The organism is Microbacterium sp. CJ77, assembly GCF_002911615.1.
Taxonomy (GTDB): Bacteria; Actinomycetota; Actinomycetes; order Actinomycetales; family Microbacteriaceae; genus Microbacterium.
The window spans coordinates 225,538-251,404 of record NZ_PQBR01000023.1 but is presented as its reverse complement, the minus strand read 5'-3'; the positions used below and the strand labels follow the sequence as shown (position 1 = coordinate 251,404).

Here is a 25,867-nt window from a genome sequence, read left to right as displayed (position 1 = left end):
CCGGGTTCGGGATTGATTCACCGATGGTACCCCGTACGGCAGGGTGGCGGTCGAATCGATTCGATAGACTCTCGGCATGTCCGAACTCGCCGCCCCCGTCAACCGTCGCGCCCTGCTGCGCTGGCGCACGGCGGTTTTCGCCATCTTCACGGCGAGCGGACTCTCGATCGCCACCTGGGCCTCGCGCGTGCCGGCGATCAAAGAGACCCTGCAGATCGACAACATCCAGATCGGCTTCGTCCTGCTGCTCGCGGGCATCTCGTCGATCGTCGGCCTCTCCCTCAGCTCACTCGTGCTCGCTCGGTTCGGCGCCCGTCGCGGCATGTTCGTCGCGATGATCGTCGTCGCGGTCGGCGTCGCGATCATCGGAGTGGGAACGGATGCGTTGGGCTCGTACGGAGTCGTCGTGCTCGGCCTTGCCCTCTTCGGCCTGGGCAACGGAGCGCTCGATGTCATGATGAACGTCGACGGCGCCGTGATCGAGAAGCAGATCGGCAAGACCCTTCTTCCCCTGTTTCACGCCTTCTTCAGCTTCGGCACCGTGCTCGGCGCGGGAATCGGTGTGCTCGCCGTCGCCTGGGGGCTGAACGTGCTGACGCACACCACGGTGCTCGCCGCCGTGATCGTCGTCATCGGGTTCGTCAGCATCGCGAACGTGCCCGCCCGAGCGGTGGCCATGGACCCGACGCCGTCGGACGAGCCGAAGCGCGATTGGCGCGCGCGCCTGCACGAGTCGCTGTCGGCGTGGCGCGAGCCCCGCACGTACACGCTCGGGATCGTCATGCTCGGGATGGCCTTCGCCGAGGGTGGCGCGAACGACTGGCTGGCGCTGACGGTGGTGGAGGGCCACGGCGCCGACCAGGCACTCGGCGCCGCGGGACTCGCTGTGTTCTCCGTGAGCATGACCCTCGTCCGCATCGCGGGCGGGCCGCTCGTCGATCGCTTCGGACGTGTCGCGACCCTGCGTGTTCTCGCAGCCGCGGCCGCCGTGGGTCTGCTGCTGTTCATCCTCGCGCCGTCCATCCCGCTCGTCCTCGTCGGCGCAGCTCTTTGGGGTGCCGGCGTTGCGCTGGGCTTCCCCCTCGGCATGTCCGCGGCCGCCGACGACCCCGCCCGCGCCGCGGCTCGCGTGAGCGCCGCCGCGACGATCGGCTACATCGCGTTCCTCTGCGGGCCCCCGCTGCTCGGATTCGTCAGCGAGCACATCGGCCTGCTCAACACCCTGTACATCCTGGTGGGGCTCATCATCGCCTCCGGTTTCGCATCCGGGGCCACCCGCCCGCTGCCCGGCGCGCACGTCGGCGAGGGGCGCCGGGACGGGCGCCGTCCGACCGCCGGCGAGCCGTCCGCGCTGTAGCGACGATCACGAGATCGCGAGAGCACCCACGCGATAGCCCGCACCCTTGTGATCGGCGGGCAGGCGGTCGCCCTTGCCGTGCAGTTTGTGGCGCAGCGTTCCCTCGACGTAAGAGGTCGGATAGGCGCCCCTCGCGCGCAACTCGGGGATCACGTACGTCACGATGTCCTCGAAGGTGCCCGGCGTGATCGCGTAGGCGAGGTTGAACCCATCGACATCCGTCTCCGCCACCCACTCCTGAAGCTGATCCGCGATCTCCTTCCCGGAACCCACCAGGGTGGGGCCGAGGCCGCCAATGGCGCTGATCCGGGCGATGTCGCGCACCGTGAAGGTCTCGCCGTGCGCGGCCGACTCCTGGTAGTTCGCGATGACGGACTGGATGGCGTTGCTCTTGACGTTGCCGACGGGCTCGTCGAGCTCGTACTGGGAAAGGTCGATGCCCATCCATCCAGACATGAACACGAGCGCTCCCTCGTGGTTCGCGTACTGCAAGAAGTCCTCGTGCTTCGCCTGGGCCTTCTCGGGGGTCTCGTCGGTGATGATCGTCAGCAGCGTGTAGATGCGGGCGGAGTATCGGTCCCGACCAGCGGCCTCGAGGGCGTCGCGGATCTTGCTCACGGTGTTCTTGAGGACGGCCTTGGTCGGTGACGCGACGAAGATCGCCTCGGCATTGCCCGCGGCGAACTCGATGCCGCGCGATGAAGCGCCGGCCTGGTAGATCACGGGTGTGCGCTGCGGCGACGGCTCGGAGATATGGATGCCCGGAACGGTGAAGTACTTGCCCTCGTGGCCGATCTCGTGCACCTTCTGCGGGTCGGTGAAGACGCCCGACTCGCGGTCGCGAATCACCGCGTCGTCCTCCCACGAGCCCTCCCACAGCTTGTAGAGGACATCCAGGTACTCGTCCGCGTGCTCGTATCGCTCATCGTGCTCGAGCTGGTCGTCATTGCCCATGTTGCGGGCGGCGGACGGCAGGTAACCGGTGACCACGTTCCAGCCCACGCGCCCCTTCGTCAGGTGGTCGAGCGTCGACATCCGGCGCGCGAAGGGATATGGATGCTCATACGCGGTGCCGGCCGTCACGCCGAACCCGAGGTTCTCGGTGACCGCAGCCATGGCCGAGATGAGAAGCACCGGGTCTCCGACGGGCACCTGAGCGCCGTGCCGGATCGCGGCTTCGTTCGTACCCCCGTACACGTCGTAGGTGCCCAGGACGTCGGCGATGAAGATGCCGTCGAAGTTTCCGCGCTCGAGCAGCTGGGCAAGTCCTGTCCAGTAGCTCAGATCTTTGTAGTCGGCGGAACGGTCGTCCGGATGGCGCCACATGCCCGAAGACTGGTGAGCCACGCAGTTCATGTCGAAGGCGTTGAAGCGAATCTGTCGAGTCATCGGGCAATCGTCGGGCACGGCGGCGAATCGCGCCAGCGCCGACAACACATAACGTCACATGGTTACTCCGTGCGTCACGTGGTTACCCCGTGCGTCGCCGCGGCTGTTGTGGGGGCATGCGTCGCCCGTACGGTCGGCGGCATGCCTTCTTTCCCTGAGCCACGTCCGGTGGCGCGATGATCCGCCTCGAGCAGCTCACCAAGACCTTCGGCGTCACGACCGTGCTCGACCGTCTCGACTTCGCCGTCGCGTCCGGCGAGATCTTCGCGGTCGTCGGGCCGAGCGGTGCGGGCAAGAGCACCCTCGCCCAGTGCGCGACGCTGCTCGAGGCCCCGACCTCGGGGGCCGTCATCGTCAACGGCGACAACCTCTCGCACCTGAACGCCGGGCAGCTGCGCGTCGCTCGCCGCAAGATCGGCACAATCTTCCAGCACGACGGCCTCTTCAGTCGTCGCACGGCCGCACAGAACGTCGCCCTACCGCTCGAATATCTGGGTGTCACGGCCGTCGAGTCGAAGCGCCGCGTGGCCGAGCTGCTCGATCGAGTCGGTCTCGCCGGCAAGGCGAACAGCTACCCGCACGAACTGTCCGGCGGCCAGCGCCAGCGGGTCGGCATCGCTCGTGCCCTCGCGCTCCGCCCCCGGGTGTTGATCTCGGACGAGGCGACGAGCGGGCTGGATCCCGACGCGACCGCGTCCGTGGTCGCGCTGATCAGAGAGCTCCGCGACGACCTCGATCTGGCGATCATCTTCATCACGCACGAAATGGACACGGTTCGCAGCATCGCCGACTCGGTCGCGCGACTCGACCACGGACGCATCGTCGAGTCCGGGCGACTGGTCGAGCTCTTGCACGATGCGGACTCGGAACTGGGGCGGGCGCTCCAACCCCGCCGCGCGCACGCCGCAGCAGGCGAATCCGAGACGACGTGGGTCGTTTCGTATCGCTCCGCCGACGTCCCGACGGATTGGATGTCGCGGCTCGGTGAGACTCTGGGCATTCCCGTATCGCTCCTCGGCGCATCCGTCGAAGTCCTTCACGAGTCGACCGTCGGGTCCGCGGTGATCGGCATCGCTCACTCCGATGAAGACCGGGTTCGGCAAGCGCTGAAGGACCTGGGGCTAGACGCGCGCCCGGCAGAACCGGTCCGCGCGGGTGTACCGTCCGCCGCGGTTTCGCCCGAGGCGGTGTCGTCATGAGACACCTCGACAACATCCCCCTTGCGGACATCCCCGCGCTCATCTTCCCGGCGCTGCTCGACACGCTGATCATGGTCGGCATCGTCATGGCCATCGTCGTCCTCGTCGGCATCCCGCTCGGGGCGCTGGTACACAACCTCGCGCCGCACGGGCTCTTTCCTCGACCGCGGCTGCACGCCGTCCTGAGCGGGATCGTGAGCGTCGGTCGCTCCCTGCCGTTCCTCATCCTGATGGCGGCAATCGTCCCGTTCACGCGGTTCATCACGGGCACCAACATCGGTATCGCCGCTGCGGTTGTCCCCATGTCGATAGCGGGCATCGCCTTCTTCACGCGCATCGTCGAGAACTCGCTGCGGGGCGTACCGACGAACCTCGCGCGCGTCGCCACCGCGAGCGGCGCATCCCCGCTTCAGATCATCCGCACCGCGCAGCTGTCCGAGGCAGTGCCGAGCATCATCGGCGGCATCACGATCAACACGATCGCGATGATCGAGTACTCCGCGATCGCGGGAAGCATCGGGGCCGGCGGAATCGGATACGTCGCGGTGACCTACGGCTATCAGCGCTTCGACAACGGGGTCATGTTGGCCACGATCATCGTGCTCGTCCTGCTCGTCGCGGCCGTGCAAAAACTCGGCGACTCTTTCGTCCGACTCGCCACCCCCCAGGCTCGCACCCGCCATCGCGCTCGGGCCGCCGTCTGACACCCCCACCTCATCATCATCATCACGGAGAGCTCTGCCATGACATCCACGCTGAACACTCGATCAACTCGGCCGAACGGCGACGACCACGGTTTCGAGGTCAGACCCCGGCGGCGCTGGCCCTGGGTCGCCGGCGGCGCGGTCGTCGTGCTCGCGATCGGAGCCGTCATCCTCGTGCCGCTGCTGAACCCCGCGAAATCCGCCAACGAGATCGCCGGGGCGACCCTGTACGTCGCGACCGCCGAGGGCAATGCCTCCGAACAGGCGCTCGTCGAGTTCGTCGCCGAAGAGGTCGCACCCAAGTACGACATAACGATCGCGTTCCGGGGATTGGCCGACAGCAACACCATCAACCGCGCGGTGAGCGAGGGCGAGGTGGCCGGCACGATCTACCAGCACAAGCTGTGGCTCAGCCAGGTGCTCGAAGCCAACCCCGATTTCCGCGAGACCGCGGCGGTTCCGGTCTTCCGCTGGGGTTTCGGCGTGTGGTCCGACAAGTATTCAGACATCAGTGAGATCCCGGATGGCGGAACGATCTCGCTGTATTCCGATCCGGCGAACGAGGCACAAGGTCTCTGGGTGCTGGAACGCGCCGGGTTGATCACGCTCGACCCCACGATCGACAAGGCGTACGCCACTCAGGACGACATCGTCGAGAATCCCAAGAACCTCACGTTCGTCCTGCTGGACTTCGCCGCACAGTCGCGGGCGCTCGCCGACCTCGACGCGGCGGTGGGCTACACCGAGTACTACCTCGCGGCGCAGATCGACATCGCCAAGCAGATCTACGCCCCCGCCGCGCCCGACGAGTTCGCGGGGCAGCTCACGATCGGATCCGACTACGCCGAAACCGCCAACGTGAAGAAGCTCGTCCAGGCCTTCCAAGATCCCGCGGTACAGGAATTCCTGCGCACCGACCCCTCGGTCAGGAACATTCTGCTGCCGATCGACCCGGAGTAACGGCACGGGTCGATCCCGGTCCCCAGGGGAGGAGAGGGGCCGAGCCTGGACTGCGAACATCGTCGGGTTGAGGCCGCGCTTTGGGTTTTCGCTCCGGACGAAGACGCAGCAAGCGTCGGGGTCGAGGAGCAGTGAGTGCCATCAGCCGACGAGCTGCGCGGCCTCGACGACCCGGGGACTCGCGTCTGTTCAGTAAACGGCGCGGCGCCGCAGGAGAAGCAGTCCACTGACGAGCAGCAGGGCCGCGACAAGCAGAGCGCCGGATGCGTCAACTCCGGAATTGGCCAGCACCGCGGTTGGGTCCGTCTCGGCCGCGTCTGCTACAACCGGATCCGTCACAACCGGGTCCGGCACAACGGGGACTACCCCGTCGAGGCGCGGCACGGCGTAGCCGGTTGTCGCTCCGCCAATCATGCTGAGCACGTATCGCCCCCGAACCGTGGAGTTCAGTGAGTTGTTGACGATCGAACTGATCTGACCATCAACCAGTGTTTGGGCCGAGGCATCCGCAAAGAGCTCGTATGAGTCCGCCGTCGAGGTCGCGGCATCCCAGCCGACCCAGCCGACAGCCCATCGGCAAAGACTCAAGTCGGTGAAGTCGCACTCGTAGGCCGGGTGGTCCGCGCCGTAACCGTCGCCCTGGCTCGTGAGGGTGCCGAAGTTGAACTGCAGGACGAAGTCGCCCGGAGCACCCTGCTGCACGAATACGAGCTGGAAGGTGCTCGAGGTGAGCGGATACGAGCTCGAGTGGGAGGGCATCCGGTACCAGGTGACGGCGAATGCGGCCGCGCCGTCAACAGTGGTGGGCCCGGCGTAAATGGAGCGCACGATGCCGAATCCGTCCGCGTTCGCCGTGGAGGAGTAGTCGCGTCCGGCGACAGCGCTGATCTCACGCGAGGTGAAGTCCGACGTGCCGGAGTCGGTCAGGTCGACCGTGAACTCGGTGGCGGTCGGCACGCCCGAGATAACGGCGTATCCACCGATGCCAAGGTAGTCATCGATCGGGTCGATCGCCACGCCCACCGTCTCGCCCACGTCGAAGCCGTGAGGCGCAGACGTCGTGTAGGTGACGAACTGGTTCGTCGAGGTGGCACTGACGACCTCACTCGACGGGTTCAGAAGCGGCCCTCGCGGGTTGAAGTCGCTGAATAGGGCACCGATCGCCCCACGCTCGAACTCCTCGGCGAAGCGCGTGAGGTTCATCTCGTAGGCTGCCGGGCATCCCTCATCGACAGTCGCTACGGGTACGACCATGCCGTTCGTCGTGATGCACACGGCCGTCATCGGCTGTCCGAAGTAGTTGATCGCGAACGGCAGGGCGATCGTGGTGTTGGTGTCGTCGTCGCTGAGCGCCGTGAGCAAGTCGCCGATGGGCCCGTTCTCGTCATAGATCACAGCATCAGACTCATCACCGACACCCGCGGCGTTCGCCGCAAGCGGCGTGATCAGGACTCCCGTAATGGCGATCGCGGCGGCAAGGCTCACGCCGGCGGCGGCGCGAAAAATCGATGGAGACATGATTGCTTTCGGCCGGTTGAGCTCGGGGATGTTTGCTCAACATATCGCTAGTCGGTCACTCCCGGAAAACAACATTGCTGCCCCCGAGGGGTTCACTCGAACCCGTACGCTGGTGCGGTGCGTCTCGTCATCGCCCGCTGCTCCGTCGATTACTCCGGCCGCCTCAGCGCGCACCTTCCCCTCGCCACCCGGCTCTTGGTCCACAAGAGCGACGGGAGCCTGCTCGTGCACTCCGACGGGGGGAGCTACAAGCCCCTCAACTGGATGAGCCCGCCCTGCTCGCTCATCTCGCAGAACCCGGACGAGGATGCGCGTGAGGCCGGCATCATCGAGCAGTGGCGCGTCACCCACGCCAAGTCGGGCGACGCACTCCTCGTCAGCATCTACGAGATCATCCACGACACCTCCCACGAGCTCGGCGCAGACCCGGGGCTGCAGAAAGACGGAGTCGAAGCAGACCTGCAGCGCCTGCTCGCCGAGCAGGTCGAGCTCATCGGAGACGGGGTCACCCTCGTGCGCCGCGAGTTCCCGACCGCGATCGGCCCCGTGGACCTCTTGCTGCGCGACCCCGCGGGCGGAACCATTGCGGTGGAGGTCAAGCGTCGCGGCGACATCGACGGCGTCGAACAGCTGACGCGCTACCTGGCTCTGCTCGGCCGCGACCCGCACTTGGCGCCGGTCACCGGCGTCTTCGCCGCGCAAGAGATCAAGCCGCAGGCTCGCGTGCTGGCGACGGACCGTGGCATCCGGTGCGTCACTCTGGACTATGACGATATGAAAGGCATCGAGTCGGGCATCCCCCGCCTGTTCTGAGCCCGGTCCGGAGCCCCCGACCCAGAGCGCCCGACCCACCGAGCCCCGACCCGCAGCCCCGTAGGCTGGAGAACATGCCCGACGCCTGCCCCTGGTCCTGCATCCTCTGGGATGTCGACGGCACGATCGTGGATGCCTCGGACGGCATCCTGCGCCGACTCACCATCACGCTCGAGCACTTCGGTCACCCGGCGCCGACCCGCGCCGAACTCGTGCACTGGATCGGTCCGCCCATGTTCCAGTCGTTCCAGGCCCAGGTCGGCATGTCGCCCGAAGAGGCCGCGACGGCGGTCGCGTGGTACCGCGAACTCGGCGCGCGCGACGGGTACACGACGGGCGCGCGCACTTTCCCCGGCATGGTCGACCTGATCCACGACCTGCACCGCGACGGGGTGCCGCAGGCAACCGCGAGCAGCAAGCCCGAGAATCAAGTGCTCGAGCTGATGGACTTCTTCGAGCTGTCGGACGACTTCACGGCGATCGTCGGCGCGACGCCCGACGAGCGGACGTTGAGTGCCAAGTCCGACATCGTCGCGGAGGCCCTGCGCCAGCTCGAAGTCGCCGGAGCCGACACGTCCCGGCCCGTCCTCGTCGGCGACCGCCACCATGACGTCGAGGGCGGCGCCGAGCACGATGTGCCGGTCATCTTCGTGCGCTGGGGCTTCAGCTGGCCGCACGAGTCCGAGGGTGCCTCCGCCGTCGCGGACGACGTGGATGCCTTGCGTGCGCTGCTGCTTCCCGGCGCGTAGGACTCCCCGACGCGGATCCCTCGCTACCCTGACAGCGTGAGCGCCCCGACACCCACGCATCCTGCCCGCTCTTTCGGAAGCGTCGCCCGCACCGTACCCGCGACGCTCGCCCTGCTGGTTCTGATCATCGCGGTCGGCCTCGTCGGGCAGGGTCTCTGGCGACCGGTAACCGAGCAGCCCTGGTTCGAGGCCGTCGCCTACGGGCTCCCCGCGCTCGAGGCGGGCAAGTGGTGGACGCCCTTCACGGGAACCTTCTTCGTCGCGCACCCCGTCGTCTACATCCCGACCCTCCTGAGCCTAGTGGGCCTCGGCTACCTCGAGATGAAGCGCGGCACGCGAATCGCGGCGCTCTACTTCGGTTTCGGTCAGCTCTTCGCGATCTTCGCAACCGCGGCCTTCCTCATGTTCGCCAGCCTGCTCCCCTGGCCCTGGGCCATCACCCTGGCGGGCCAGCTCGATGTGGGCGCCTCGGGCGGGACCATGGCTTGCATCGCCGCGTCCATCGGATTGCTCGCCGCGCCGTGGCGTCAGCGCGGATGGGTCATCGTGTTCGCCTACGCGGCGATCAGCCTGCTGCTGCTGGGATCCCTCGCCGATGTCGAGCACGCTTTCGCAATCGTGCTGGTGCTGCTGATCGATCGTTCGTTCCGCATCCAGCGCACGACGATCCGTGAGCAGCGGTTGCTGGCTTTCGCCGTGATCCTCTCCCTCGCGGTCATCCAGATCCTGTCGCTGCTGCTGCCCACGAACGGACCGTTCGGCCCGACCGCGCCCCTCGACGGGCCGTGGCTCGATGTGGCGATCGACACGGTCGTGGTCTTGCTCGTCTCGCGGGGCCTGCGCCTCGGGCGCCGCTGGGCCTGGATCCTGACCGTGCTGTGGGCGGGGGTGAACCTGCTCGTCGCCGTCGCCATCATCGTCTTGTTCGCGCTCTATCCCGCCGAGGTCATCGACGTCTACGGAGACCCGGATGTCGCGCTCGCGACCTCGATCCTCTGGGCCTTGTTCTTCGTGTACCTGCTCATGGTGCGTCGAGCGTTCCGAGCAACCCGCCGCCGTCGGATCGGCGAGGGTTCCGCCGTATCGAACGACGAGGTGCGTGCCCTGATCCGCCAAGAGGGCGGGGGCAACCTCTCGTGGATGGCCACGTGGGATGGGCTGCGCTACCTGCGGACAGGCGAAGGTATGGTCGCCTTCCAGCACAGGCTCGGCGTCGCGATTGCACTCGCCGACCCCCTCGGTCCCCCCGCATCCGTCCCCGATTCGGTCGCGACGTTCGTGCGCACGACCGAGGGCCAGGGGCTCATCCCCTGCTTCTTCAGCAGCAGTCAGGTCACGCGCGACGCAATGCCGGACGGGTGGCGCGCTCTGGTCATTGCGGACGACACCATCGTCGACCTGCCCGGCCTGGAGTTCACCGGCAAGGCGTGGTCGTACGTGCGGCAGGCGCTCAACCGGGGCGAGCGGGACGGGATGACGTTCCGCCTCACGTCCATGGCGGCCGAGCCGTGGGGTGTCAGGCAGCAGTTGCGGGCCATCTCGGAGTCGTGGGTGGGAGACAAGGGCCTACCCGAGATGCGGTTCACGCTGGGAACGCTGCAAGAGGCCGAAGATCCCGATGTGCGTATTGCACTCGCCATCGCACCGAACGGTGATGTCGACGGCTTTCTGTCGTGGTTGCCCGTCTACGGCACCGGCGGCACGGTGCAGGGGTGGACCCTGGACCTGATGCGCCGCCGTGACGGCGGATTCGGTCCGGTGATGGAGTTCTTGATCGGATCGTCCGCCCGCGACTTCGCCGCTGAGGGGGCGCTGACCCTCTCGCTGTCGGGTGCGCCGCTCGCACACGAGGCTTCACCCGACGAGGGCGCGATCGCCCAGCTGCTGACCTCGCTGTCGAGCGCGCTCGAGCCCGTCTACGGCTTCCGCTCGTTGCACCGCTTCAAGACGAAATTCAATCCGCGGTACGAACCGATCTACCTGCTGTATCGCGACGAGGGAGACCTCACGCGGATCGCGGCCGGACTCACCCGCGCGTTCCTGCCGGATGCGACCCTGCGCCAGTTCGCGACCGCTGGCGTCGACATGCTGCGGCACGGCTAACCGCCGGATGACGGATGTGGTCGACCGGAAAAAGCAGAACGCACCCCAGAGCGTGAGCTCCGGAGTGCGTCCTTGTGTGATTCGCTCCCTAGACGGGGCGGATGTTCTCGGCCTGGAGGCCCTTCGGGCCCTGAGCCGTCTCGAACTCCACGCGCTGGTTCTCCTCGAGCGAGCGGTAGCCGCCCGCCTGGATAGCGGTGTAGTGCGCGAAGACGTCGGCGCCACCCTCATCGGGGGCGATGAAGCCGAAACCCTTTTCGGCGTTGAACCACTTGACGGTTCCCGTGCTAGACATGCCTTGCCATTCTCTTCAGCCGCGCACCGATCGTTATGGTGACGCGGGATTGTGGTACCACGCTACCCCGCCGGGGGCAACTTCGCGCAATGCCTTCGAAAGAAGGTGACACAAACGTTGCCCGAACGTGATCGCACGGGCCGGAAAGCTCACATCCGTTTCCCTCCTTTCCGTGCGTAAGATGTCTCGCATTATTCGAGCGGCGGTCCCCGCCGTGCCTTACCCGAAGAGGCACCCGAAATGCCCCTAGAAGCACCTCCCGCACGACTAGAGGCCCGAGGCTCCGCCCTGGCCGACACGGTCTACGAACTCCTCGCGCAGGCCATCGTCGACGGCCGTCTCGCGCCCGGCGAGCGGGTGCGCGATGTCGAGATCGCCGACCTCTACGGGATCTCACGTACCCCGGTTCGCGAGGCGATCCAGCGGCTCGAGCGACAGGGCATGGTCGAGGTGTCCGCGCACCGCTACACACGCGTGACGACTCCGGACGAGTCGAGTCGAGACGAGGCTTTGGAGTACATCGGCCAACTCGCCGGCATGGCGCTGCGCCTGGCGGTGCGCCGAGCCGACGACGAGACACTCGCGGCGCTGGTCTCGGATCTCGACGAGATCATCGCCGTCGCGACTTCCGACGATGTAGCGGCACTGACGACGATGTACGTCCGTTTCCACCGCCGGGCCAGCTTCGCGGCGAGGAATCGGATGCTTCTGTCCACGCTTCGCGAGATCTACCTGCCCGTCAGCTGGTTCGTCGGCCCGTGGACCCCACATCCCGCCGATCCGGTCGCCCGTCGGGACTCGTTCGTGCGGCTACGCGACGCCGTCGCGGCACGAGACGAACTCGGGGCCGAAGCGATCGTGCGCGAGCAGCATCCACTCGCCTGAGCGTGGCGCAGCGCGAACAGCAAGACCCCCGACCAGAAATACCTGATCGGGGGTCGATTCCTGCCGTGCGCGAGGGGGGAGTTGAACCCCCACGCCCTTTCGGGCACTGGCACCTGAAGCCAGCGCGTCTGCCTATTCCGCCACTCGCGCGAATCTCGGGACATGCACCCCGAAACTCAACTTCCCGAGAATATCACGGGCTCGCGGGGCACAGGGACGCGGATCCACGCTCGGTATCACACGCAACGCGCGGATCGTCGGTGCCTGTCCAGGCTCGCTGACTACGATGGGCCTACCATCCGCCCCGCCTGAGGAGCCCCGTGGGTCTACTTGACAGCTTCGAGAAGGGTCTCGAGCGCGCCGTGAACGGCGCTTTCGCGCGCACCTTTCGCAGCGGCATCCAACCCGTTGAGATCGCCTCCGCCCTGCGCGGCGAGCTCGACAAGAAGGCCGCGGTCGTCAGCCGCGACCGCATCCTCGCGCCCAATACGTTCGTCGTCGAGCTCTCGCCCGACGATCACGCGAAAATGGCTGCGCTCGGCGACACGCTGCTGAGCGAGCTCGACACCCTCGTGCAGAAGCACGCCAAGGCGCAGGGCTACACCTTTGCGGGTGCCGTCAGCATCCGACTCGGTGTCGACCCCAATCTCGCCTCGGGCACGCTGCGCGTGACGTCGACCACGGAAGAGGGTCGCGTCTCGTGGCGCGCGGTCGTCGATATCGATGGGACGCGTCACCCGCTGATCTCGAGCCGGACCGTCATCGGCCGCGGCAGCGACGCCGACATCACGATTCCCGACGCCGGAACGAGCCGCAAGCACGTCGAGATCCTCTGGGATGGCGAGCGCGCCATGGTCCGCGACCTCGGCTCGACGAACGGGTCCTCCCTCAACGGACAGCGCGTCACGCAGGCGGCGCTCGAACCGGACTCGACGATCCGGATCGGACGCACCGACATCGTCTTCCGCGTCGTCGCGCAGGCCCGCCCCCCGAAGCCGTCGTCGCCGCCACCGGCCGATGTGACTCGCGCGTTCGACGCACTCGGTGGGAACGGGGCGCGATGAGCGAGCTCACCCTCCTGCTCCTGCGGATCGGGTTTCTGATCCTGCTCTGGGCCTTCGTCTTCGTCGTCGTCTATTCGATGCGTGCCGACCTGTTCGGCGTTCGCGTGCGACGGATGCCGGAGCCCGCGGGTGAGGCGGCAGCCGGAGCCGCCGCCTCGGGGTCGGCTACCGCAGCTGTCGCCCCGCCCGCCGCACCGGCAGCGGGCGCGTCCGTTGCTCCCGCAGCTGCGAACCGCCCGAGCAAGAAGGGCGGCGCCGCGACGACAGAGTCCGTGCAGCGCATCGTCATCACCTCGGGGCCGAAGGCCGGGCTCGAACTCCCTCTGACGAACGAGCCGCTCACGATCGGCCGCTCGAGCGAATCGGGACTGGTGATCCGCGACGACTACACCTCCAGCCATCACGCGCGCCTGGTGCTGTGGGGCGAGCAGTGGATGATTCAAGACCTCGATTCGACGAACGGCACCTGGCACGACGGTGCCCGCGTGCAAGCCCCCACCCCCGTGACGATCGGCGCGCCGATCAAGGTCGGCGCGACGACCTTCGAGTTGCGGAAGTAGTCGATGGTCTTCGAGGGTTCCGCGGCGGCCCTGTCCCACACGGGCAAGGTGCGCTCCAACAACCAGGACTCGGGTTACGCCGGGTCCAACCTGTACGTCGTCGCCGACGGAATGGGTGGTCACGCGGGGGGTGACGTCGCATCCTCGATAGCGATTCGGCACCTCGAAGATCTCGACCGGCCCTTCGCGAGCACGGCCGAGGCCGAACGCGTGCTGCGCGACACGATCACCGAGACGGCGTCCGCGCTCATCGACACGGTCGAGCAGCGGCCGGAGCTCTCGGGACTCGGCACGACGGTCAGCGCCCTGCTGATGATCGACGACCACGCCGTCATCGCGCACATCGGCGACTCGCGCATCTATCTCTTCCGTGACGGTCAGCTCACGCAGATCACGACCGACCACACCTTCGTCCAGCGCCTCGTCGATTCGGGACGCATCACCGTCGAAGAGGCCCGCTTCCACCCGCGCCGTTCCGTGCTGATGCGCGTGCTCGGCGATATGGATGCCCATCCCGACGTCGACACGTTCATCATGGCGACCCAGCCCGGTGACCGTTGGCTGCTGTGCTCGGATGGCCTCTCGGGTGTTGTGGACGACGCGCACACCGCCAAAGCCCTCGGTCAGGGACTCACTCCCCAGCGCACCGCGGATGTCCTTCTGAGGCAGGCGCTCGACGCCGGAGCCCCCGACAACGTCACCCTGGTGATCGTCGACGTCGGGGGCTCGCATCCCGTTGTCATCGGTACTCCGACCGTGGTCGGATCGGCGTCGACCCCGCTCGATTTCGACGTTCCCGCAGCGCGCCCGAGTCGCAGCAGCTGGCTGCACCCCAACCGCCAGGCGGCGAACGAGCCGACGCATTTCGAGCCGGCGGCGGAGTTCCTCGAAGAGTTGATCGAAGAGGACCGGCGACGCGCCCGTCGCCGCCGCGTTGGCTGGATCGTCGGGGCGGTGGTCGTGGCAGCGCTGCTCGCGGGTGGCGCGTTCCTCGCCTACTCGTGGACCCAGACACGCTACTTCGTGGGCGCCGATCAAGAGATGGTCGTCGTCTATCGCGGGATCCAGCAGGACATCGGACCGATCACCCTGTCGGAGGTGTACGAAGAGACCGGCATCGATCTCGACGATCTCGACGAGTTCACGCGCCAAGCCGTCGAGTCCACCGTTTCGGCGGGGTCGCTGACCGAGGCACGCGAAATCGTCGAACGCCTGCGCGCAACGATCGAACCGGCGGGGGTGAACCCGTGACCTCGACCACCAAGCAGGGCGACACCGCCGAGCTCAAGGCCGACACGACGGTCATGAAGGCGCTGCGCACGCTCCGGATGCCGCAGACCCAGCGCAACCGCGAGCTCGGGCTCCTCCTGCTCGCCTTCGCGGTGAGCGGCTCCGCCGTCGCCCTCGTGCAACTCGGCGCGCTCGGCGGCATCGAATGGACCATCCTCTATTACTTCGGCGCCCTCGCCGTGCTGGTGTTGACACTGCACATCGTCCTGCGCTTCCGAGCACCCAACGCCGATCCCATCGTCGTGCCGATCGCGACCACGCTCACGGGCCTGGGCCTCGCGATGATCTACCGCATCGATATCGCGAAGAACGCCGAGGGATGGGATGCCGCATCCACCCGCCAGATAGCGTGGACCGCCATCGCCGTGGCCGGCGCCGTTTTGCTCGTCGTCCTGCTGCGCAACTACCGTGTGCTCTTCCGCTACACATACGTCTCGGGCTTCGTCGGCTTGATCCTGCTGATCCTGCCCGTCATCCCGGGTCTCGCCGCCGAGGGCACGGGCGCCGCCGTGTGGGTCTCGATCGGCGGAATCTTCACCTTCCAGCCGGCGGAGCTCGCGAAGATCGCCCTCGCCATCTTCTTTGCCGGGTACCTCGTCCGTACGCGAGAGAGCATGACGTCGACGGGTCACCGTTTTCTCGGGATGACCTGGCCGCGTGCTCGCGAGATCGGGCCGCTCCTCATCATCTGGGTCGTCTCTCTTGCGATCATCGTGCTGCAGCGCGACCTCGGCACGGGTGTGCTGATCTTCGGCATGTTCATCGCCATGCTCTACACGGCGACGGGGCGCACCAGCTGGGTCCTGATCGGGTTGGGACTGGCGCTCGCCGGGGTCCTCATCGCCTCGCAGGTCATGACGTACGTCGGGTCCCGCATCTCTGCGTGGTGGCACGCCTTCGATCCCGAGGTGATCGCGCGCGACGGGGGCAGTTACCAGCTCGTCGAGGGGATCTTCGGGCTCGCTCAGGGTGGACTCGTCGGAACGGGGCTCGGCCAGGGCCGCCCCTATCTGACTCCGCTGTCGCAGAGCGACTACATCGTGCCGAGCCTCGGCGAAGAGCTCGGGCTCATCGGCTTGTTCGCGATCCTGTGCCTGTACATGCTCTTCGTGAGCCGAGGCATCCGTATCGGACTCGCCGGCCAGGATGATTTCGGCAAGCTGCTGGCGACGGGTCTGGCGTTCACGATCGCCCTGCAGGTCTTCATCATGGTCGGCGGCGTGACCCGTCTGATCCCGCTCACGGGTCTGACGACGCCGTTCCTCGCGGCCGGTGGCTCGTCCCTCGTCGCGAACTGGCTGATCGTCGCGCTCTTCCTGCGCGTTTCGGATGCCGTGCGCTCACGTCCGCGGGTGGTCATCGGATGAACAAAGAACTCCGCCGACTCTCGGTCGTCGTCCTCGCGATGTTTCTCGCGCTGTTCGGCGCGACGAGCTGGATCCAGGTCGTTCAGGTGGACACCCTCGCCGAGAATCCCGCGAACACGCGCGCACTGTACGACGCGTACCAGGTGCAGCGCGGCGCGATCATCGCCGATGGTGCGGCGATCGCCTACTCGGTGCCGTCGGATGACATCTACTCGTTCCAGCGCGTCTACACGGATGCGGCGATGTGGGCGCCCGTCACCGGCTACATCAACCCCCTCTTGAACTCGCGGACCGGGCTCGAGAGCGCCATGAACCAGGACCTCAGCGGAACCTCGGGATCGCAGTTCCTGCAGCGCATCGACCAGATCATCACGGGTCAGAAGCCGCAGGGATCCAACGTCGCGACGACCCTCCTCCCCCGCGCGCAACGTGCCGCCTGGGACGCCCTCCAGGGATACGAGGGTGCGGTGATCGCGATCGAGCCGTCGACGGGTCGCATCCTCGCGATGGTCACGACGCCGAGTTTCGACACCAACCTGCTCGCCGCGCACAGTTCGACCGAGGTCAAAGACGCCTACGCGGCACTCGAGGCAGACCCGCTGCGCCCGCTGTCGAACCGAGCGATCGCCGGCACGCTGAATCCGCCGGGCTCGACGTTCAAGCTCGTCGTGGCGTCTGCGGCGCTCGCATCCGGACGCTACACCCCCGAGTCGACGTTCGCGAACCCCGCTCAGTGGCAGCTGCCCGGTTCATCCGACTTCATCGGAAACGCCGGGGGCGGCACCTGCGGACCCGGCGAGACCGTCACCCTCGCCGACGCGCTCCGCCTGTCATGCAACATCCCGATGGCGCAGCTCGCGGTGGAACTCGGCGATACCGCCATCCGCGAAGAGGCCGAGAAGTACGGGTTCAACTCGTCCTTCACGATGCCGCTGGAGTCGACGGCCTCGACCTACCCGCGGGCTCTCGACGACGCGCAGACCGCCCTGACCGGCTTCGGCCAGGGGGATGTGCGAGCCACGCCGCTGCAGATGGCGATGGTCTCGGCCGGCATCGCGAACGGTGGTGTGGTGATGAACCCGCGCATGATCGACCGCGTGATCGGTCCCGATCTGTCGGTGCAACAGACCTTTGACAACTCCGAATTCGGAACCGCTCTGAGCGAGAAGGATGCCGCGACGATGACCCAGATGATGGTGGCGAATGTCCAGAGCGGCGTCGCCTCGGGTGCAAGAATAGGGGGCATAGAGGTGGCTGGAAAGACCGGCACGGCGGAGAACGGTGCGACCGCTCCGTACACCCTCTGGTTCACGGGCTTCGCGCCCGCGGATGACCCGCAGGTTGCGGTCGCGGTAGTGCTGGAGAACGGCGCGGGGCGAGGCCAGCAGGGCGGATCGAATCTGCTCGCGGCCCCGATCGGCAAGGCGGTCATGGAGGCGGTGCTGGACAGATGAGACCCACACAGGGAGTGTCCTTCGGTGGCCGCTACGAACTGATCTCGCGCATCGCGATCGGTGGCATGGGCGAGGTCTGGGAAGCCACCGACCACGTCATCGGCCGTACCGTCGCGATCAAGATCCTCAAAGACGAATACATGGGCGATCCCGGCTTCCTCGAGCGCTTCCGCGCCGAGGCCCGGCACGCGGCGCTCGTCAACCACGAGGGCATCGCCAGCGTCTTCGACTACGGCGAGGAGAACGGCAGCGCCTTCCTCGTGATGGAGCTCGTCCCGGGCGAGGCCCTGTCGACGATCCTCGAGCGCGATGGCACCCTGTCGACCGACAAGACACTCGACATCGTCGCCCAGACATCCGCGGCGCTTCAAGCAGCCCACGCGGCGGGTCTCGTGCACCGCGACATCAAGCCGGGCAACCTGCTGATCACGCCCGACGGACGGGTGAAGATCACCGATTTCGGCATCGCCCGCATCGCCGACCAGGTGCCGCTCACCGCGACCGGCCAGGTCATGGGAACCGTGCAGTACCTCTCGCCCGAACAGGCATCCGGTCACCCGGCCTCGGCGGCGACCGACATCTACTCGCTCGGCATCGTCGCCTACGAGTGCCTGGCCGGCAAGCGCCCCTTCACGGGTGAGTCGCAGGTCGCGATCGCCATGGCTCAGATCAACGAGCAACCGCCGCCCCTGCCGCCGACCGTCGCGGTTCCTGTTCAGAACCTCGTGTTCGCCATGATCGCGAAGAAGCCGGAAGACCGCCCGAGCTCCACCGCGGTCGTCGCCCGTGCCGCCACCGCCCTCCGCAGGGGCGACATCGCCGCCGCCGCCGCCGCCATTCCGGCGATTGCCACCGGTGTCGTGGCGAACGACGATGCAACTCAGCTGCTGACGTCGGCCGCACCGCTCGACGCGGCTACACGTCTGCTGACGCCGTCCGATGCGACCGATGCCACGGCAACCGCCGTGGAGGAGGCGCCGCCGCGCAAGCGCAGCCCGTGGACCTGGCCGCTCATCGCGCTGATCGTTCTGCTGCTTCTCGTTCTCGGCGGCGCCGTCTGGGCGCTGCTGGCGAACCAGGGCGGCGGAGCCGACCCATCCGGCACGCCCACATCGAAGAAGCCGAGCGCATCTGCGACGTCCAGCGAGCCGGCGCCCACCCCGACCACCGTCAACGTCGATGCTCTCGATCTCGTCGGCCAGAACTGCGAGGCCGCGCGAGCGACGCTGACCGGGGTCGGCCTGAACTCGTCGTGCACGGACGGCAACCCCGCGACGACCGAGGACCAGGTCGGACTCGTCTACGACGTCAACCCTTCGGGCCCCAACGTCCCGAAGGGCACCACGATCGAGCTCACCCGATACAAGTCGGTTACGCCGATGACGACGCCGGGTGCTCCGACGATCCAGGACGGCGGAACGCCCGTGACCACCGTCACGGCGGGTAGCACCGTCAACGCCCAGTGGTCTGGTTACACCTGCGCCCCCGGGACGGGTTCGGTGCTGTCGTACAACCTGAACGCCTCGAACGGCCTCTTCTCGAACGGGCAATCATCGATCGTGATCGCCGCCAACCAGCGGACGGCGCCCATCGAGGTCAGCACGAACACCGGGCAGTCGCTGATCGTCAAGTACACGGTCACCTGCACGGGCGGCCCCGGGGGAGATCGCACGTCGGACACCTCTCCAGAGGCGTCGGCGACCATCACCGCGGCGGCCACCTCGACTCCAACACCACCGGCCCCGTGATCGTCGCGGCGACCCGCCCGTTTCGTGCCCGCCACCTAGGCTAGACAGATCCCTTTCCCCATCGACGAGGAGTACCCCGTGACGACTGAGCCACGCGTGCTGTCGGGTCGATATCGCATCGACGAACTCGTCGGTCGCGGGGGAATGGCCTCGGTCTATCGCGGTTACGACCTGACACTCGGCCGCGCGATCGCGATCAAGGTCCTCAAGCGCGACCTGGCCGACGATGCCGCCTTCCGCACACGTTTCCGCCTGGAAGCACAGGCGGCGTCGCGCATGGCGAACCCGACGATCGTGCGCGTCTTCGACGCCGGGGAAGAGACCGAACGCGATGCGGATGGCTCGACGCATCCGGTTCCCTACATCGTGATGGAGCTCGTGGAGGGTGCCCTCCTGAAGGACGTCGTCGATGCCGGTCCGGTGCCGGAGGCCGATGCCGTCCGGTACGTCGATGGCATTCTCGAGGCGCTGGAGTACTCCCACCGAGCGGGCGTGGTGCACCGCGACATCAAGCCCGGCAACGTCATGATCACCGACGCGGGTCAGATCAAGGTGATGGACTTCGGTATCGCGCGCGCGGTCTCTGACTCGTCGTCGACGGTGGCCGACACGACGGCCATCCTGGGCACCGCGGCCTATTTCTCTCCCGAGCAGGCGAAGGGTGAGGCCGTCGACGGCCGCGCCGACCTGTACTCGACGGGGGTCGTCCTCTTCGAACTCCTCACCGGCCGCGCACCGTTCCGCGGCGAATCGCCCGTGGCGGTCGCCTATCAGCACGTCAGCGAGACACCGGATGCTCCGTCGGAGCTCAACCCCGAGGTCTCGCGCGCATTGGACGCCGTCGTTCTGCGCGCCCTCGCCAAGGATCCCTTCCAGCGGTACCAGACAGCCGAGCAGTTCCGATCTGCGCTGGACGCTGCCGTCGGTGGCGCCGCGCCCAGCAAGCGCCAGCTCGGGGCGCTGACGACCGAGCTCTACGGCGCGAACCCGCGGCAGGCGGCCGAGACCGCGCGTTCCCTCCGCCAGCTGAGCACCGACGAGACCATGGCGCGGACGCAGAGCGGACCCCCGGCAGCCTGGATCTGGACGGGCGTCGCCGTGCTGGCCGTCGTGATCATCTCTCTCTTCTTCTGGATCGTGACGATCCAGCCCGGCAACGAGGTCCCCTCAACGGCCCGCGTTGTTCCCTCGGTGACCGGGCAGACCTACGAGGCCGCGAACAGCGCCCTCGCGGAGGCGGATCTCGACGCCGTACGCCGCGACGAGGCGAGCGACACGGTGGCGGAAGGTCACGTCATCCGAACGGTTCCCGCGGCGGGAGTGGGCGTCACGGTCGGACAAGAAGTCACCCTCTACGTCTCGACCGGAGCCGAAACGACACCCGTGCCGCCCGTCGAGGGGCTGTCCGAGGCGGATGCCCGGGCGTCGATCGAAGCAGCCGGCCTCAAGGTCGGGCAGATCACGTCTCGCAGTGTGCCCGGCAAGGCTGAGGGGACCGTCATCTCGTCCTCGCCTCTCGCGGAAGAGAGCGTCATCGTCGGCTCGACGGTGAACCTCGTGACCGCGACGGGTCGCGTGGCGATCATCAACTACGTCGGCTTCACGCTGCAGGCCGCGACCGACAGCATCCAGGGCCCGAGCGTCCAGCTCACGGCGAGTCGCATCGAGGACCCGAGCTGCCCGGCGACCGAACCCGAGATCGTGACGCAGCAGTCGATTCCGCCCGGTGAGGCGGCCGTCGGCTCGACGATCGCACTGACCGTCTGCACCGGGACGGCGCCCTAGACTCCCGATTCGCAGGGACGCCTAACCCCACACTCAGGCAGAGCCGACGAGCGGATGCTTGCCCTCGGCGGCCGCGAGCGCCTCGGGCATGCCGGCCTCGGCGAGCCAGTTCGCGAGCAGGCGGTGCCCGCCGTCCGTGAGGACGCTCTCCGGATGGAACTGCACTCCGCGCAGGGGCGCCCGGCGATGCGCGACCGCCATGATCACCCCGCCGTCCGTGCGCGCCGTGACCCTCAGGTCCGGCGGCAGCGACCCCTCCACCACGGCGAGCGAGTGGTAGCGCGTCGCCGTGAACGGGGACGGGATGCCTTCGAAAAGCCCCGAGCCATCGTGCAACAGTCGCGAGGTCTTGCCGTGCATCAGCTCTGCCGCGGTCGCCACGACACCCCCGAAGGCCTCGGCGATCGCCTGATGGCCGAGACAGACCCCGAGCAGCGGGATTCCGCTCTGTTCGGCGGCACGCACGATCGGGATGGATGCTCCGGCATCACGCGGGGACCCCGGGCCGGGCGAAAGCAGGACGGCGTCGTGCGGGCTCAACGCCTCCCGCACCGATCCCGGCGAGATCTCACGGCTGCGGATGACGTCCACGTCGGCACCGAGCTGCGCGAGGTAGTCGACGAGCGTGAAGACGAAGCTGTCGTCGTTATCGACGACGAGCACGCGGAAACTCACTGGACCGTTACCTCTTCGGGGGCGATCCAGACGGCGACGACGGGGAAGACGTAGAAGAACAGCGCGTAGACGACGGCTGCTGCCGCCACGAGCAGAATCAGCGTCCGAACCCACCACGGCCCGGGCAGAACGCGCCACAATGCGCCGTACATCAGGACACCACCGTCGGCAGACCCGCAGGCGGGCCGTCGGCACGCGGCCGGAAGGAGTCGAACAGCGCATAGGCGATGATGCGTTCGGCGATCGTGTGGCGCGGCGAGCAGCTCGTCATCGTCAGATATCTCCCACCCAGGCCGGTCGGGGTTGCCTGGGGTACCGGGGCCAGAACGTCGACGGCCGTGGGACGCACGTACTCGAGAGTCCGGAAGATGTACGTGTACCAGCCGTCCGCCGTCTCGACGATGACCGGGTCGCCGACCCGCAGCTCATCGATCGAGTAGAACGGCGCGCCCCCGAACCCGGTGCGGTGGGCGGCGACCGCGAAGTTGCCGACGTCACCGGGCATCTGCGTACCGGGATAGTGCCCGATGCCGATCGTGTCCAGAGTTCGTTCCCGCGACACGCCCCCACCCATCCGGACCGCGAAGTCGGGCCCGAATCGGGGCACGTACATGATGCCGAAGACCTCACCGTCCGCGGGCTCGGCGGTGATCACCGGAGCGACTGGCGCGTCCGGTGCTGCAGTGGCGGACGGCGCGGAGGTGGGCCCGGGTTCCGGAGGGGAGTCCTGCCACTGTTCCGCGAGCGCCTGGGCGTCGGCCCGATTCTGCGCGGCCGCGATCTGATCACCGATTCCGAACTGCCAGGCGACGAAGAGCATCACGACGACCCCGGCCGTCAGGAGCAATTCGCCCGCCACACCCACGACACTGATCTTGCGCGGACGACGACCACCGGTCGGCTCAGCGGCCTCGTCGGCATCAGGGCGCACGACGTCCGCTTCGTCCTGCTGTCCCCCGGATGCCCGCATGTCCACGCGCCGATCCTAGGCCAACGTGCTGGGTACAGCCTCACCGCTACAATGGCTCTCATGTCCCGATCTGACGACGTCGACCCCGGCGCGCCCCGTCGCGACGTCGACACCCCCAATCCCGTTTGGTTCAAGCCGGTCATGATCGGCTTCATGCTGCTCGGCCTTGCCTGGGTCCTGGTCTTCTACCTGAGCAACGGCACACTGCCGATTCCAGGAGTCGGCGCATGGAACCTGGGCATCGGCTTCGGCATCGCCCTCATCGGGTTCTTGATGACGACGCGCTGGCGCTGAACGGGGTAGTTACACCCGTGTAATTCTCCACAGCTGTGCAGAACCCTGTGGACAACCGCCCGTTCGACCCGGGCCGCTGAGCGTGGGAAGCCGGACGCGACCCTCGGTCAACCGATGAGTGCGGGCACGGCACATAGTGCGAGCAGCACCGCCGCCAATCCCGCGAGCAGACCGTATTGCAGCCCGCGCTGATCGGCCCGACGCGTGCGCGCGAAGATCAGTCCCGCGAGGGCACCCGCAGCGAGCCCGCCCACGTGCGCCTGCCACGAGATCGCGAAGCCCGGCAGGAACCCGATCACCAGGTTGATGCCGACGATGATCAGGATGCCGGTGATGTTGGCGCCGATGTGCCGCCCGATCACCAGCAGCGCTCCGAGCAATCCGAACACCGCTCCTGACGCGCCGATCACGAATGTCCCGGGTGCGAGCAGCGCGACCGCGACGGAGCCCGCAAGGCCCGAGAGCACATACAGGAGGAGGAATCGGATGTGACCGAGCAGCGGCTCGAGGCTTCGCCCGATCATCCAGACGGCGAGCATGTTGAGCCCGACATGCCACAGGCCGTCGTGAGCCAGCATGTCCGTGAGAAGTCGCCACGGCTGGAAGTTCCCCAGTGCCGGGTCGAGGTAGCCGCTGTTGAACCAGAAGAGGCTCGTCAGGTTGAGCCCGGGGATGAAATTGAGCACGAAGAGCGCGACCGTCACCCCGATGATCCAGTACGTCACGAGGGGACGTCCGCTGATCGCGCGCACGGACGAGCGCGCGCGGCGCACGGCCTTGGGCGTATCGGCTCGCTGGGCCTTCATGCACTCGGGGCAGATGACACCAACGGCACCCTGTGTCTGGCACTCCGGGCAGATGGTGCGGAGGCAGCGCTGACAGAGCACGTAGCTCCGGCGATCGGGATGCCGATAGCAGAAGTCTTCGGGATTACGTGCCCCGTCAGTGCTCACGCGAGTGCGTCAGACCGTGACGATGTCGACCGACTGCAGCACGACGGGCTCGATCGGCCGGTCGCCGCCCGCGGTCGGGACGGCGCCGATGGCGTCGACGACGGCACGCGACGCGTCGTCGGCGACCTCGCCGAAGATCGTGTGCTTGCCCTGCAGCCACGGCGTGGGGTCAGTCGTGATGAAGAACTGCGAGCCGTTCGTGCCCTCGGCCTTGCCCGTGATCGCGTTGCGACGCAGGCCGGCGTTGGCCATCGCGAGCACGTAGGGGGCGTTGAAGTTGAGCTCGGGGCTGATCTCGTCGTCGAAGTTGTAGCCCGGTCCTCCGGTGCCCTGTCCGAGCGGGTCGCCGCCCTGGATCATGAAGCCGGGGATGATGCGGTGGAAGACCACATCCGTGTAGAGGGCGCCCTCGCCGGGCTTGCCCGTGGCGGGGTCGGTCCATTCACCGGTTCCGTCAGAGAGCCCGATGAAGTTGCGAACCGTGCGGGGAGCGTGGTCACCGTAGAGGTTGACGACAATGTCGCCGTGGTTGGTGTGCAGGGTGGCGACAGCGGTGTGATGCGGCATTGATCCATTCTGGCATAGGAGTTTGCCGCGAACTCTGGCCTCGCGGGCTCACCGTGGCAAGATGGGGAGGGGCGCATCGTCGCCCCGACGAACAAGGAGGCAGCCGTGGGCCTGAGTCGTAAGCGCAAGAAAGAGCTCCGCAAGCTGCAGGATTCCGCCAACAAGGTGTGGCAGACGCAGCAGGTGCTGGTAGGAGAGGCCGCGGGTATCGCCCGCGAAGCGAGCCGTCAGCTCGGCAACTACTCACGCGAACAGGTCGCGCCGGCCGTTCAGGCGACATACGAACAGCGGGTCGTCCCCGTTGTTCAGAAGAGTGCCAAGGTCAGCCGCGACGTCCTCGAACACCGGGTCGTTCCGGCGGTCGGCGGGGTCGTCGGTAGCGCACTCTCCGTCTGGGACGCGGCGAACGACACCCGTGAGCGCCTGGCATCCGGTCGCGGCTTCTCGCTGCCCGACTCCCGCAGCTTCGGCAAGAAGGCGGACGCGTACAGCAAGAAGGCCACCAAGGCCATGTCGAAGAAGCTTGCCGTGCTCGAGCCCCAGCGCTCCGGCATCAGCACGGGCAGCGTCATCGCCATCGTCCTCGGCGTCATCGCCGCGGCTGGCGTGCTGTACGCCGCGTGGCAGACGCTGCGGGCCGACGACGAGCTCTGGGTCGCGGACGACCCGCTCCGCTCTCCCGATGAGTGATCCGGATGCCGCCACCGCACGTGTGCGGTCGGCGGCATCCAACCTCGGTCTCGACATCGAGATCCGTGAACGCCCGGAAGCGGGCAGTCTGCACGAAGCCGCCGCGCTGCTCGGTATCGAGCCACGCGACATCGTCAAGACCCTCGTGGTCAAACGAAGCGATGACAGTTACCTCTTCGCGCTGATCCCGGGCGATCGACAGATCGCATGGCCGAAGCTCCGCACCCTCGTGGGCGTCAACAAGCTCCAACTGCCCGACCCGGAACGCGCCCTCGGCGCGACGGGTTACGAGCGCGGCACGATCGTGCCCCTCGGTAGTACGACGGCCTGGCCCGTCTACGCGGACGAGACGATATCCGGTCGTGTGGCGCTCGGTGCCGGCGCACACGGATACAGCCTTTTCGTCGACGCACAGGCGCTCTTCGAAGCGCTGGGCGCGACCGTCGCCGACATCTCGCAGCCACTGGCCTGAGTCTGC

Annotated in this window: 26 protein-coding genes and 1 tRNA gene; 18 read left to right on the top strand and 9 right to left on the bottom strand. The window is 67.4% G+C overall.

Features of this window, described 5'->3' with window-relative positions; genetic code table 11:
* Nucleotides 1-76 precede the first annotated feature (76 nt).
* Nucleotides 77-1,357 carry an MFS transporter gene (locus tag C2868_RS13070; RefSeq protein WP_103663477.1) on the top strand — a complete coding sequence of 427 codons (1,281 nt, stop codon included), beginning with the start codon at nt 77-79 and terminating at the stop codon, nt 1,355-1,357.
* A gap of 6 nt (nt 1,358-1,363) precedes the next feature.
* On the opposite strand, the gene C2868_RS13065 is transcribed toward C2868_RS13070, so the two are convergent.
* Nucleotides 1,364-2,746, bottom strand: a complete 1,383-nt coding sequence (locus tag C2868_RS13065) for an LLM class flavin-dependent oxidoreductase (protein WP_103663476.1) — start codon at nt 2,744-2,746, stop codon at nt 1,364-1,366.
* 176 nt (nt 2,747-2,922) lie between these two features.
* On the opposite strand from C2868_RS13065, the gene C2868_RS13060 reads away from it, so the two are divergent.
* From C2868_RS13060 to C2868_RS13050, 3 genes are read left to right on the top strand one after another with little or no spacing between them, the layout of a single operon-like run.
* Nucleotides 2,923-3,945, top strand: a complete 1,023-nt coding sequence (locus C2868_RS13060) for a methionine ABC transporter ATP-binding protein (RefSeq protein WP_103663475.1) — start codon at nt 2,923-2,925, stop codon at nt 3,943-3,945.
* Nucleotides 3,942-4,649, top strand: coding sequence for a methionine ABC transporter permease (locus C2868_RS13055; protein WP_103663474.1), 708 nt, complete (start codon nt 3,942-3,944; stop codon nt 4,647-4,649). Before C2868_RS13060 ends, C2868_RS13055 begins: the two co-directional genes overlap by 4 nt.
* 39 nt (nt 4,650-4,688) lie before the next feature.
* Nucleotides 4,689-5,609: a MetQ/NlpA family ABC transporter substrate-binding protein gene (locus C2868_RS13050; RefSeq protein WP_103663473.1), complete on the top strand. Its 921-nt coding sequence runs from the start codon at nt 4,689-4,691 to the stop codon at nt 5,607-5,609.
* Between the two features lie 189 nt (nt 5,610-5,798).
* Here the strand turns inward: C2868_RS13050 and C2868_RS13045 are convergent, their stop codons facing one another.
* Nucleotides 5,799-7,127: a hypothetical protein gene (locus C2868_RS13045; RefSeq protein ID WP_103663472.1), complete on the bottom strand. Its 1,329-nt coding sequence runs from the start codon at nt 7,125-7,127 to the stop codon at nt 5,799-5,801.
* A gap of 117 nt (nt 7,128-7,244) precedes the next feature.
* Here C2868_RS13045 and nucS point away from each other — a divergent pair, with 117 nt between their 5' ends.
* The 3 genes from nucS to C2868_RS13030 all read left to right on the top strand — a co-directional run bounded on the left by nucS (nt 7,245) and on the right by C2868_RS13030 (nt 10,792).
* Nucleotides 7,245-7,940, top strand: coding sequence for an endonuclease NucS (gene nucS / locus C2868_RS13040; protein WP_103663471.1), 696 nt, complete (start codon nt 7,245-7,247; stop codon nt 7,938-7,940).
* A 74-nt stretch (nt 7,941-8,014) separates the two neighbouring features.
* Nucleotides 8,015-8,689 carry an HAD hydrolase-like protein gene (locus tag C2868_RS13035; RefSeq protein WP_103663470.1) on the top strand — a complete coding sequence of 225 codons (675 nt, stop codon included), beginning with the start codon at nt 8,015-8,017 and terminating at the stop codon, nt 8,687-8,689.
* A gap of 36 nt (nt 8,690-8,725) precedes the next feature.
* The gene (locus C2868_RS13030; RefSeq protein ID WP_103663469.1) at nt 8,726-10,792 is read left to right on the top strand and encodes a bifunctional lysylphosphatidylglycerol flippase/synthetase MprF; all 2,067 of its coding nucleotides are present in this window, start codon (nt 8,726-8,728) and stop codon (nt 10,790-10,792) included.
* A gap of 88 nt (nt 10,793-10,880) precedes the next feature.
* Here the strand turns inward: C2868_RS13030 and C2868_RS13025 are convergent, their stop codons facing one another.
* Nucleotides 10,881-11,087, bottom strand: a complete 207-nt coding sequence (locus C2868_RS13025; RefSeq protein WP_036296657.1) for a cold-shock protein — start codon at nt 11,085-11,087, stop codon at nt 10,881-10,883.
* A gap of 240 nt (nt 11,088-11,327) precedes the next feature.
* Here C2868_RS13025 and C2868_RS13020 point away from each other — a divergent pair, with 240 nt between their 5' ends.
* A complete protein-coding gene (locus tag C2868_RS13020) occupies nt 11,328-11,972 on the top strand; it encodes a GntR family transcriptional regulator (RefSeq protein ID WP_103663468.1) in 645 nt (214 codons plus the stop codon).
* Between the two features lie 66 nt (nt 11,973-12,038).
* Here C2868_RS13020 and C2868_RS13015 read toward each other — a convergent pair.
* A tRNA-Leu gene (locus C2868_RS13015) sits at nt 12,039-12,122 on the bottom strand.
* Between the two features lie 170 nt (nt 12,123-12,292).
* Here C2868_RS13015 and C2868_RS13010 point away from each other — a divergent pair.
* The 7 genes from C2868_RS13010 (at nt 12,293) to pknB (ending at nt 21,240) form a co-directional block, all read left to right on the top strand.
* Nucleotides 12,293-13,036 (top strand): DUF3662 and FHA domain-containing protein, encoded by a 744-nt coding sequence (locus tag C2868_RS13010; RefSeq protein WP_103663467.1) that lies wholly within the window; start codon nt 12,293-12,295, stop codon nt 13,034-13,036.
* Nucleotides 13,033-13,596, top strand: coding sequence for an FHA domain-containing protein (locus tag C2868_RS13005; protein ID WP_103663466.1), 564 nt, complete (start codon nt 13,033-13,035; stop codon nt 13,594-13,596). The genes C2868_RS13010 and C2868_RS13005 overlap by 4 nt, the downstream gene beginning before the upstream one ends.
* A 3-nt stretch (nt 13,597-13,599) precedes the next feature.
* Entirely contained in the window at nt 13,600-14,847 is a 1,248-nt protein-coding gene (locus C2868_RS13000) for a PP2C family serine/threonine-protein phosphatase (protein WP_103663465.1), read from the top strand.
* Nucleotides 14,848-14,900: 53 nt separating this feature from the next.
* Entirely contained in the window at nt 14,901-16,253 is a 1,353-nt protein-coding gene (locus tag C2868_RS12995; protein ID WP_258034460.1) for an FtsW/RodA/SpoVE family cell cycle protein, read from the top strand.
* Nucleotides 16,250-17,707 carry a penicillin-binding protein 2 gene (locus C2868_RS12990; protein WP_103663464.1) on the top strand — a complete coding sequence of 486 codons (1,458 nt, stop codon included), beginning with the start codon at nt 16,250-16,252 and terminating at the stop codon, nt 17,705-17,707. The genes C2868_RS12995 and C2868_RS12990 overlap by 4 nt, the downstream gene beginning before the upstream one ends.
* A complete protein-coding gene (locus C2868_RS12985) occupies nt 17,704-19,455 on the top strand; it encodes a serine/threonine-protein kinase (protein WP_103663463.1) in 1,752 nt (583 codons plus the stop codon). The genes C2868_RS12990 and C2868_RS12985 overlap by 4 nt, the downstream gene beginning before the upstream one ends.
* A gap of 78 nt (nt 19,456-19,533) precedes the next feature.
* Nucleotides 19,534-21,240 (top strand): Stk1 family PASTA domain-containing Ser/Thr kinase, encoded by a 1,707-nt coding sequence (pknB, locus tag C2868_RS12980; RefSeq protein WP_103663462.1) that lies wholly within the window; start codon nt 19,534-19,536, stop codon nt 21,238-21,240.
* Between the two features lie 33 nt (nt 21,241-21,273).
* Here the strand turns inward: pknB and C2868_RS12975 are convergent, their stop codons facing one another.
* The 3 genes from C2868_RS12975 to C2868_RS12970 are packed head-to-tail and all read right to left on the bottom strand — an operon-like array spanning nt 21,274 to nt 22,885.
* On the bottom strand, nt 21,274-21,915 hold the full coding sequence (locus C2868_RS12975) for an aminodeoxychorismate/anthranilate synthase component II (protein WP_219811480.1): 642 nt from the start codon (nt 21,913-21,915) through the stop codon (nt 21,274-21,276).
* The gene (locus tag C2868_RS17590) at nt 21,912-22,067 is read right to left on the bottom strand and encodes a hypothetical protein (protein WP_198519627.1); all 156 of its coding nucleotides are present in this window, start codon (nt 22,065-22,067) and stop codon (nt 21,912-21,914) included. The genes C2868_RS12975 and C2868_RS17590 overlap by 4 nt, the downstream gene beginning before the upstream one ends.
* Nucleotides 22,067-22,885, bottom strand: a complete 819-nt coding sequence (locus C2868_RS12970) for a class E sortase (RefSeq protein WP_103663524.1) — start codon at nt 22,883-22,885, stop codon at nt 22,067-22,069. Before C2868_RS12970 ends, C2868_RS17590 begins: the two co-directional genes overlap by 1 nt.
* 60 nt (nt 22,886-22,945) lie before the next feature.
* On the opposite strand from C2868_RS12970, the gene C2868_RS12965 reads away from it, so the two are divergent.
* A complete protein-coding gene (locus C2868_RS12965) occupies nt 22,946-23,179 on the top strand; it encodes a cell division protein CrgA (RefSeq protein WP_100812563.1) in 234 nt (77 codons plus the stop codon).
* A gap of 107 nt (nt 23,180-23,286) precedes the next feature.
* Here the strand turns inward: C2868_RS12965 and C2868_RS12960 are convergent, their stop codons facing one another.
* Together C2868_RS12960 and C2868_RS12955 are read right to left on the bottom strand one after the other, a co-directional pair.
* Nucleotides 23,287-23,985: a rhomboid family intramembrane serine protease gene (locus C2868_RS12960; RefSeq protein ID WP_258034448.1), complete on the bottom strand. Its 699-nt coding sequence runs from the start codon at nt 23,983-23,985 to the stop codon at nt 23,287-23,289.
* Nucleotides 23,986-24,141: 156 nt separating this feature from the next.
* Nucleotides 24,142-24,699: a peptidylprolyl isomerase gene (locus tag C2868_RS12955; protein WP_100812561.1), complete on the bottom strand. Its 558-nt coding sequence runs from the start codon at nt 24,697-24,699 to the stop codon at nt 24,142-24,144.
* A 105-nt stretch (nt 24,700-24,804) separates the two neighbouring features.
* Between C2868_RS12955 and C2868_RS12950 the strand changes: the two genes are divergently transcribed.
* Together C2868_RS12950 and C2868_RS12945 are read left to right on the top strand one after the other, a co-directional pair.
* Complete coding sequence (locus C2868_RS12950; protein WP_100812560.1) at nt 24,805-25,389, top strand: DNA helicase; 585 nt, start codon at nt 24,805-24,807, stop codon at nt 25,387-25,389.
* Entirely contained in the window at nt 25,382-25,861 is a 480-nt protein-coding gene (locus tag C2868_RS12945; protein ID WP_103663459.1) for an aminoacyl-tRNA deacylase, read from the top strand. Before C2868_RS12950 ends, C2868_RS12945 begins: the two co-directional genes overlap by 8 nt.
* The last annotated feature ends 6 nt before the right edge of the window (nt 25,862-25,867 follow it).